Below are 9715 nucleotides of genomic sequence, written 5' to 3'. Positions count from 1 at the left end.
TTTAGCAGCTTCTTTAGCAAACGCTTCGAGTTCTTCTTTATTCATGTTCATCGCCTAATCCTTAAACTCTTGATAGAGTAAATTATGATAGGCAGTTACACAAAATTAGTTACACCCTCTCCTTATTCTAAAGCGGGCACTTTCAATGGTATCCGCTTAATCTTACTACCCTCAATATACCCCTTGAAACCCATCTAATAATTTCAAATATAACAACTATACCTCTATTAACTCATTAATCAGTATGAAATAAGCTTCCTCTCTTCCCTAAATGATAATAAGTTGTTGCATTTTTGTTCGTTGTTCCTAATACTAGAGTCTGTTGATCTTTCAAGGTTAAATTTGCAGCAGTCTGTTTGGTATTTAGGCAAGGCAGAGCCTAAGTAGTGTGGTGTTCCCCATAAATAGGCGATAACGTAGCATTAATGCCAAACAGACGCTGCCCAAAGGGTACTTCCTAGAGGCTATTTACTCTTTGTTGCTCGGTTTTTACTTATTCTTACATGGATGTAAGCCAGTAGAGTAACGCAGGAGCAGTTACCGAGCCCACTAGGTTACAAATCTCGCGCCGTGATTAAATAGCCTCTAGTTTGAACAAATTTTAATCCGCAAAGAACAACAGACCCTAGTGAACACCTAAGCTGACAAGCTTATGTAAACCAACATGAATACCTTAAATGATAATAAAATATTAAGTACACAACATTAAGGAATTGTATGAACAACACAAAGTGCACACACAAATTAATTAAGCCAAGCCACCTAATTGGTGCGGGGTTAGCTATGTTAATGAGCTTTTCTGCAGCGAGTAAAGACTATAAAATTATATTAATTCATGGGTTACAAACTTCGCAAATAACAAATAAGTCGGGTAGTGATGTAATTAATGATGGTGAAACATATTGGCAATCGTACTGGAATAATCGTGCAGATGAGCGAATTGATTGGTCTGCTTATGAACGTATTGAAGGTAAATTGCTACCGATTGGGTGTGGCCAAAGCTAAAGCAAATTTCACGCTCTAATTTATGCAGTGATGGCTGTGTATTTGTAACACATTCAACAGGAGACTTAGTTGCACGCCATATTATTGATAATCAAGAAAACTGGTTAGAAAACGAAGGCTTAGAGCCGCTTAATATTGTTGCTACGTTTGATTTAGCAGGCGCGGGTGGTGGAAGTGAGCTGGCTGACGTAGCTGTTAGTGCTTTAACTGGCGCATCATGGAACTTTGCGGTCGATGCTGCACTCAAATGGTGGCTAGGAAGTGATGTAACCGAAGCTGTTGGTGTATTACACGATTTAAAAGTAAACAATGCACGTAAAATTTCACCATTCCCAGATGCACGCACGCCACGTTTACGCTTTGTTGCCGATGGAAATGCATATTTGGGTTTAACGGGTGGTTTTTTAAAAGGCAATGATGATTCGGTTGTTGCATCGCACTCTTCATGTGGTGCCAGTTCGGCTGGCTCGTTTGGAAGTTGTAGCAGCAGTATTGATACAAATGGCCATTTAAAATCGCAAGGTGATGCAGTAAGTAGCTTTATGCCAAACCATTACCCAATGATGATGAGTGACAGTTATAGCCATAACGAAATACATAACGCGCAGCGAAAAGGTAATGTAACAATAGCCATGAATAACGTAAATGTGGAAGGTGACACTGTAGGTTTTAATACGTTTGATAAAACTACAGGTAGTTGGTTTTGGAAAAAACAATATCGTTATATTAAGGATTCAAATAATTTAAGCGCATCAGCACTTATTTATAATGTGATTCCATAACATACAAGGCGTGTAGTTAAAAACTATACGCCTTATAAAAGATTGAAATATAAAAATGAAAAAATTTTATGTCGTTGCTTTAATTATTAGCACTATTTTATTCTCGCTATGGTTTACAGGTAAAAATGATGCTCATAAAGTTGCTGAGCCAATAACCCCTCAGGTTAAACACAGTGCGAGCGTAGCTGATTTATCGCCAGTAAAAGTGATCCCTATAGATGTACCTACAGCAAAAAAAACACAATCAAAAAAACAAATCGCGTTTAATGAAGACTTAACAAAAGCAGCGCAGCAAGTGGTTATGCAATATGAAAGTGCACTTAAATTTCCTCCTTATTCTCAGCCATTGAGTCCATTAGATGAAGATCGATTAAAGCCAAATCAATTCTACCCGGTATCGAGCCCTATTGATGAAAGTGGCGATGCTTTAACGTTAAGTCTTAAGCAATATCGTTTTGTATACCCAGAAGAAATAACAATAAAGATAAGCGCTCAAGGGCTTGGAAAAGTGGTTGTTGAGCTTGCAAATACAGATACAAAAGAAGTGTTAAATACCCATACAGGCAATGCGCGTGACGGTGAAGCAATTATAACATTTGAAGAGGATGAAGATTACCCTCGTAGCTTACAAGTGTTTGTAGAGGGTGATGTTGCCGGTAAAAAAGTTCCCGTAGTTGCACAAATTCAATATATGCCGCCTAGTGCAACTTTAACAGGTTTTGAAACTGCTTATGCACAAAACGAAAATATGATTTTGCCAGCTAACATAGCAGTAGTAAAGAGTGGTTTGTATCGTGTTAGGGCTAATTTATACAGTGGCGATACACCACTTGCTCATTTAGTATCTAAAGAGCGGTTAACGAAGGGAAGCCAAACTCTTAATTTGAAAGCTCATTGGTCGGTGCTACCACAAGGCATTACAGATATGCGCTTAAGCGACTTTGTTATTGAGAGAATGTCGCCAAGCCCAGGTGAGCGAAATAGCTTTGGGAATAGTGAAATAAGTCATTTTGATATTAACGATTTTTCGTACGATAGCTTGCAGCAATTACCATATCAGGCTAATGCACAAGAAAAGTTAAGTTTGGAATTTTTACAAGGCTTAGCTGAGAGTTAAAAATAGAACGCAATGCTGAATTGGTAAATTTAAGGGGTTGTACATAAATACAACCCCCTTAAATTTGTTAGCTTAGATATGTTAGCTTAGATTTATAGTAACTACACTTGGCGCTTCTTGTTCATCAAGCTCATTAGCAACAGGCACTTTAGGAATGTCTGGTTTATCAAGGGCTATATCGCCACCATCAATTACTTCACCGGTTTGTAAGTTTTTAAAATCAAACAAGTCGGCGTCAGCTAAATGTGAAGGCACTATGTTTTGCATTGCTGTAAAAATGCTTTCAATACGACCCGGGTGCTCCGCATCCCATTTAGCGAGCATTGTTTTTGTATGTTTACGCTGTAAGTTTTCTTGCGAGCCACATAGGTTACACGGAATGATAGGGTAACCTTGTACAAATGCGTATTGGCTTATGTCGCTTTCTTTACAGTATGCAAGTGGGCGAATAACCATATGCTCGCCGTTATCACTCATTAATTTAGCCGGCATACTTTTTAGCTTTCCGCCGTAAAACATATTTAAAAACAATGTTTCAATCATGTCGTCACGGTGATGACCAAGGGCTATTTTAGTAGCGCCTAGCTCTTTTGCTGTGCGGTATAAAATACCACGACGTAAGCGTGAGCAAAGTGAACACGTTGTTTTACCTTCGGGGATAATATCGGTAACAATACTGTAAGTATCTTCTTCTACAATTTTGTATTCAACATTCAATTTATCAAGATACTGGGGTAAAACATGCTCAGGAAAATCAGGTTGTTTTTGATCAAGATTTACAACAACTAGGTCAAACTTTATAGGTGCTACACGTTTTAAATGTTGAAGCATTTCAAGCATTGTGTAGCTATCTTTGCCGCCAGAAAGGCATACCATTATACGGTCACCCTCTTCAATCATATTGAAGTCCATAACGGCTTGACCAGTTTGGCGACGTAAACGCTTTTGCAGCTTATTTAAGTTAAATTGAGCTTTAGCTTGATCTGAGTGTGACAATTACGCCCCCTAGTAAAACAATACAGCAAAGTTATTTGCTAAAAATAAAGGGGCGTATTATACCCAAACCACCTGAATATGCGAGTTTAGGATGTAATTAAAATTGATTTAAACATGCCTTATTAACACGTAAAAATAACTCGCTTATAACTTGTACATAAGGCTTAAAATTAATCTTTTGCCATAGGGCTCACGTAACCATCGGGTTTGAGTGCCAGTACATCACAGTCTAGGCTATCAATTACATGCTCTGCTGTATTACCTACAAGAGCGGCACTTAAGCCCGTGCGACCTACGGTACCAATAACAACTAATTCGCTATTTAACCGCTTCGCTACATCAGGGATTACATCCTCTGGCAGGCCTTCTTCAATAAAACATTGCTCTGGGTTTAAATTAAACTCTGCAGCAAGTGCATTGGTTGATTCATGATGATGCTTTTTAACTGATTCGTTATAAAGTCCTGGGTTAAACTCAGGAATTTCGATGGCAATATTAATAGGAGTTGCAGGGTAGGCATTAACTAAATTAAGTTTTGCGTTGGCAAGTTCACATAAATATTGTGCGTCTTTAATAACGCGTTTATTAAGTGCTACATGTTCTTCATTTTCACTAACCGCATTTACAGCAGCTAAAATATTACCGTTTGCTGGCCATGCCATTTCTTTTACAAATAATACCGGAGCGGGGCATTTGCGTACTAAGTGCCAATCGGTCGGGGTAAAAATAACTGATTTAAGTGCACCATGTTGATGTGTGCCTTTGATTACTAAATCGTACTTTTCATCAATGACAGTATCGATTATGGCTTCGTAAGGGCGGTTATGCCAAACCACTTGGGTTTCAATATTTATATCTTTGTAAGGGGAAACTAAATCGTTTAGCCATAGCTGGCGATCTTTTAGTACGGCATCGCGCATTGCTTCGCGTTCATCGCCAGATAGCATAGTCGTCATTTCGTAAGAGAAGTCGTAAACCGTCATAAAGGCGGTAATACTTGCGCCAGATTTTTTAGCTAAATCTATAGAACGTGCTAAACCGTGTTGATCATCTTTGGTGGGGTCAATAACCGCAATAATGCGTTTAATAGTGTTCATATGCTACTCCATTTACCTAACGGGTGTACATTTAGTGTAACGTAAATATAAAACAGTTAAAGGGGTAGCATATAAATTGTTGTTCTAAATCAAACTATTTAATTTAGCGAGGCTTAACTATCGCCGCTGTTTTAGCCAAGGCATCATTATCTAAAATTGTAATAAATTTACCCTCTACTTTAATTAAGTCAGCTTTTTGAAAACGACTCAATAAACGGCTAATGGTTTCTACTGTTAGACCTAAGTAATTACCAATTTCACCGCGAGTCATTGTAAATCTAAATTCCTTACGCGAAAAACCACGCTCACCAAAACGCTCTGACAGGTTATAAATGAAACTAGCTAAGCGTTCCTCTGCTGATTTTTTGTTAAGTAATAACAGCATTTCTTGATCGTATGTAATTTCACTGCTCATTAAGCGCATTATTTGTTGGCGAAGCTTTGGTAATTTTCCTGATAGTTCATCAAGAGTATCGAATGGGATTTCGCACACCATTGACGTTTCAAGTGCTTGCGAAAAACTGGGATGAGTCATTTTACTTATTGCGTCAAAGCCAACTAGGTCGCCCGCTAAATGAAAGCCGGTAATTTGCTCATCACCTCGCTCCGATAACGTGTACGATTTAAATGAACCAGAACGAACAGCATAAATAGCCTGTAAAGGTGCACCTGATTCAAATAGATAGTCGCCTTTATGGAGTGGTTTTTTTCGCTCAATAATTTCGTCAAGCTTGTCCATTTCTTGGCCATTGAGTGAAAATGGCAAACACAATTGACTAATACTGCAGTTATTACAGCTAATAGCACAATTACCTTTAGCACGACTTTGAGAGAAATCCATAATTTAATCCGTTTAAATTTTTATACACGACTGCAAAATAACCTTAAAGGTTAATAATGCGAATAGATTAATGTACCAGTTTGTCAGTTGCAATAATCAATAAGTAGATACCATACCAAATTATAACACTGCCTAATACAATTCGGGTCCATGGATGGTTAATAATCGTATTTAGTTTTTGCGCGGTAACGCCTAATGTGATCATCGCGGGAAAAGTACCCAAAGCAAAGCAAAGCATAACTAAGGCACCGTCAAGGGCACTTGGGCTAGTCATCGCCCATGTAAGCGCTGAGTATACAAGTCCGCATGGCAGCCATCCCCACAAAGCACCGTAACCTAAGGCTTTAAAAGGAGAGTTAATAGGCATTAAATATTTATTTAGTTTAACAATGTGTTGCCACACCAAGGTTTTGCCTATTTTCTCTAACCATTGCAAAGTAGGGCCCAAGCGCATTATATACACGCCAACGAGGAGCATAAAAATAGCTGCAATGAACGAAAGTACTAAAGAGAAGGAGGTGTTTTGCCTTGCAAATTGGCTGCTAATACCAGCAACAAGTGCACCTGCAGCCATATAGCTCAGTGCACGTCCAATATTATAAGCAAATGAATAGGTAAGTGTTTTACGTTTGTCACTTGCCAGTTGTAATGAGCTTGCAATACCACCACACATAGCAATGCAATGACCGCTACCGATTAGTCCCATTAAAAATGCGCTGGTATAAAGAGGGTCAATCATTACTTTTGTTATGTTGCTCTTTGTCATCTTCAAACAAAATACTATGACCTTGCTTGTTTAAATCCGAAAACTGCTCGCTTTTCACTGCCCAAAAGAAAACACCAATAGCAATAATGACGAACAAAATGGCGATAGGGATCAAAATGTAAATTATGCTCATAACTTTAATAGCCTTAGTGAATTACTAATCACAATAATTGAGCTGGCAGACATGCCAATAACAGCCATCCAAGGAGCAACTAAGCCCAACGCTGCCAGTGGTAATATTGAAGCATTATACAATAAAGACAGCGCAAGATTTTGCTTAATAATACGTCTGGTTTGTTTTGCTACATTAAGTAAGTGACCAATGGAGGCTAAATCGCTATTAAGAAGCACTACATCGGCGCTATTTTTTGATATGTCTGCACCGGTTTCCATAGCAATAGATAAGTGCGCACTAGCAAATACCGGGCTGTCGTTTACACCATCACCTACCATTGCAACGACTTCATTTTGTGAAGACCATTGCTCAACGGCGGTTTGTTTATCTTGTGGAGAACATCCAAATTGAACACTTTCAAGTTTAAGTTGCTTAGCTACTTTTTGCCCAGCATCTGACGCGTCACCGGTTAACATGTGACAGGTTAAGTTTTGCGATTGAAGTGAGTCTATAAGCTTTTTAGCATCGCTTTTTACTTTATCAACAAAGTAAAAGCGTGCAACAACTTGCTTATTTATATACAAGCTCGCTTGTGCATTCGATTTTTTGCTATTAAACCAACCACTTTTACCAATTGCGTAATGATTAGTTGCATCTTGTGCGCTAATTCCCAGTCCTGGATGTACTTCAACGCTATTAAGACTGCGGTGAGCTGGCGTAAACTCATCAAATGCACTGGCGATAGGGTGCTCAGAATAACGCTCTAGCATGGCTGCTATATCTAGCACTTGCGCTTTTGTATATTGTTTATCGATTATATCTACTTCATCAAGGCTAAATTTACCTTGCGTAAGTGTGCCTGTTTTATCAAATGCAAATAAAGTAATTTGTGAGAGCGTTTCAAGCACATGCGCTTGCTTTATTAATACGCCTTTGCGGGTAAGCGTTGCCACTGCACATGTGAGTGCGGTAGGTATGGCTAAACTCAGGGCACACGGGCAGGTAGCAACTAAAACCGAAATAGTGATCCAAAATGCATGTTCGGGATCAATTTGGTACCAGCCAATAGCTGTAAGTGAAGCAAATATAAGCAGGCACGCTATAAACCATTGCGCTACTTTATCTGTAATTTCAACCAGTTTAGGGCGCTTGGTTAAAGCGTTATGTTGCAGGCGTATAATTTGGTTTAAAAGCGTATTTTGACCAATTTTATTAATTTTTATTTCAATAACGCCGTCGTGGTTAACGCACCCAGCATAGACATTATGGCCAATAAACTTTGTAACGGGTTGATGTTCTCCCGTCATCATTGATTCATCAACCGTAGTTTTACCTTTAATAAGTTCGCCGTCGGCAGGAATTGTTTCACCTGCTTTAATAAGCACTACGTCATTAAGTTTTAGTTTTTTGGCTGCAATTATAAGCTCTTCGCCACTTTCGTTAATGGTGCGGGCTGTTAATGGCAATAATTTTTGTAAATTTGCAGTAAACTCGCTGGCTTTTAAACGCGCTCTAAATTCAAGATATTTACCTAATAGCAACAAAAAGGTAAACATACACACAGATTCAAAATACACTTCGCCGACTTGCATAAATGTGGCGTAACAACTTGCACCAAACGCACCAAAAATAGCCAGTGATACGGGTAAATCCATATTGAGCTGTTTTGCTTTTAGTCCATTTATAGCATTGGTTAAAAAGGGCAGTGCACTGTATAAAATAACCGGAGAGGCCAGTACTAAGCTGATCCATCTAAAATACTGCTCAAAGTTACTGTCCATGCCTGAAAACATGCCAAAGTACATGGCGAACGCAAACATCATTACTTGCATGGTCATTAAGCCTGCAACACCTAAGCGCCGAATATAGGCTTTGGCAGTTTGTTGTTTTTGCTGAGCTTCAACATCTGATTGAAACGGGTAGGCTTTGTAGCCAATTTTAGCTAGGGAAGTAATAACTTCACTCAATGGAGTGCTGGTTTTGTCCCATTGAATCATCGCGCGGTTGGTGGATGTATTTACATCGACACGCTTAACTGAGGTTAAATTTAAGAGTTGTTTTTCTATAAGCCATGCACAAGCGGCACAGGTTATACCTTCAACGCTCAATAATACCTCTGAGATATCATCGTTAGTGGCTATAAATTCGTCTTGAATGTCTTCGTTGTCATAACTTTTTATAAATGCGAGTTGCTCAGGTACCAGCTGTTCGACCTTTCCAGCACGAACCGTTCGGTATTTATAATAATCGGTCATACCTTGATCAACAATATTTTGCGCAACAGCTTGGCAGCCAATGCAACACATTGGCTGAGCTTTATCGTCAATTATAACGTTTGCGCTAAATCCGTTTGGCACACTTTCAAGGCAATGAAAGCAAGAGTTAGACATAGTTATTACTACTTATAATTAGGAGTAACTAAAACGGTTTGTTCAGTTGGTAACGTTATATTTTCTTTCATTTTCCAACTGCCATCTATTGGCTCAATAAATACTGAGTAGGCGCCTTGTGTATACTCATTAAGTAATGCAGTAAATTCCTGATTGGCATTAGGAGTAAGTGTTGCTTCAAAGTCATGCGCTTTAATTGTGCGATGGTAAAACGAGAGCTTTAATACATGCACGTTACTGCTGTCGCCTTTTGTAAACTTAAAGCTTACGCGGTCGTTGGTTACATTTAATTCGCCATGTAAATAAAGTGCTTTTGCTTTTTCAAACTTAGTCAGTTCTAAGTTTATTGCTTTACCTTTTTTGTAGTAGTCGTCAACAACCATATCTGGACCGTTACCTATTGCCGTAATAAATAAGCTAATACAGCCAATAATGGCAACTAACGGAAAAAAGATTAAAAACCAAGGCCAAAAATTTTTATACCACGGAGTAGGTTGCATAGTGTCTCTAAAATTAGTTTAGGAAGCGTTATTTTATAGGAATTATACGTAAAAGACTAAAAAAAAGCCTCACAGTGGAGGCTTTTTTGATCTGGATTAATCTATT

8 protein-coding genes and 1 pseudogene are annotated in these 9715 nt (G+C 38.6%); 2 read left to right on the top strand and 7 right to left on the bottom strand.

The genetic code is table 11. From position 1 onward, the window contains the following. Positions 1-717: 717 nt before the first annotated feature. Together I6E70_RS18995 and I6E70_RS18990 are read left to right on the top strand one after the other, a co-directional pair. Positions 718-1787, top strand: a pseudogene (locus I6E70_RS18995) (hypothetical protein). 55 nt (positions 1788-1842) lie between these two features. After that, a complete protein-coding gene (locus I6E70_RS18990; RefSeq protein ID WP_197189388.1) occupies positions 1843-2904 on the top strand; it encodes a hypothetical protein in 1062 nt (353 codons plus the stop codon). 81 nt (positions 2905-2985) lie between these two features. Here the strand turns inward: I6E70_RS18990 and ttcA are convergent, their stop codons facing one another. From ttcA to I6E70_RS18955, 7 genes are all read right to left on the bottom strand, one after another. Then, positions 2986-3900 (bottom strand): tRNA 2-thiocytidine(32) synthetase TtcA, encoded by a 915-nt coding sequence (gene ttcA / locus I6E70_RS18985; RefSeq protein ID WP_007585631.1) that lies wholly within the window; start codon positions 3898-3900, stop codon positions 2986-2988. A gap of 170 nt (positions 3901-4070) precedes the next feature. Then, positions 4071-4997, bottom strand: a complete 927-nt coding sequence (gene uspE, locus I6E70_RS18980; protein WP_007585634.1) for a universal stress protein UspE — start codon at positions 4995-4997, stop codon at positions 4071-4073. Between the two features lie 103 nt (positions 4998-5100). After that, positions 5101-5838 carry an FNR family transcription factor gene (locus I6E70_RS18975; protein ID WP_007585636.1) on the bottom strand — a complete coding sequence of 246 codons (738 nt, stop codon included), beginning with the start codon at positions 5836-5838 and terminating at the stop codon, positions 5101-5103. Between the two features lie 67 nt (positions 5839-5905). Then, complete coding sequence (locus I6E70_RS18970) at positions 5906-6577, bottom strand: sulfite exporter TauE/SafE family protein (protein ID WP_197183861.1); 672 nt, start codon at positions 6575-6577, stop codon at positions 5906-5908. Next, positions 6570-6737: a cbb3-type cytochrome oxidase assembly protein CcoS gene (gene ccoS / locus I6E70_RS18965; RefSeq protein ID WP_002963071.1), complete on the bottom strand. Its 168-nt coding sequence runs from the start codon at positions 6735-6737 to the stop codon at positions 6570-6572. Before ccoS ends, I6E70_RS18970 begins: the two co-directional genes overlap by 8 nt. After that, entirely contained in the window at positions 6734-9109 is a 2376-nt protein-coding gene (locus I6E70_RS18960; RefSeq protein WP_197189387.1) for a heavy metal translocating P-type ATPase, read from the bottom strand. Before I6E70_RS18960 ends, ccoS begins: the two co-directional genes overlap by 4 nt. 8 nt (positions 9110-9117) lie before the next feature. Continuing rightward, positions 9118-9609 carry a FixH family protein gene (locus I6E70_RS18955; protein WP_101216175.1) on the bottom strand — a complete coding sequence of 164 codons (492 nt, stop codon included), beginning with the start codon at positions 9607-9609 and terminating at the stop codon, positions 9118-9120. Positions 9610-9715 lie beyond the last annotated feature (106 nt).

The sequence above is a fragment of the Pseudoalteromonas sp. NGC95 genome (genome assembly GCF_015864705.1).
Taxonomy (GTDB): Bacteria; Pseudomonadota; Gammaproteobacteria; order Enterobacterales; family Alteromonadaceae; genus Pseudoalteromonas; species Pseudoalteromonas arctica.
This window is presented reverse-complemented; position numbering and strand designations above follow the sequence as displayed.

Coding starts and splice junctions, on each gene's coding strand:
- I6E70_RS18960 (WP_197189387.1), bottom strand. CDS start 9,109: ATGTCTAACTCTTGCTTTCATTGCCTTGAAAGTGTGCCAAACGGATTT.
- I6E70_RS18975 (WP_007585636.1), bottom strand. CDS start 5,838: ATGGATTTCTCTCAAAGTCGTGCTAAAGGTAATTGTGCTATTAGCTGT.
- I6E70_RS18955 (WP_101216175.1), bottom strand. CDS start 9,609: ATGCAACCTACTCCGTGGTATAAAAATTTTTGGCCTTGGTTTTTAATC.
- I6E70_RS18990 (WP_197189388.1), top strand. CDS start 1,843: ATGAAAAAATTTTATGTCGTTGCTTTAATTATTAGCACTATTTTATTC.
- ccoS (WP_002963071.1), bottom strand. CDS start 6,737: ATGAGCATAATTTACATTTTGATCCCTATCGCCATTTTGTTCGTCATT.
- I6E70_RS18970 (WP_197183861.1), bottom strand. CDS start 6,577: ATGATTGACCCTCTTTATACCAGCGCATTTTTAATGGGACTAATCGGT.
- uspE (WP_007585634.1), bottom strand. CDS start 4,997: ATGAACACTATTAAACGCATTATTGCGGTTATTGACCCCACCAAAGAT.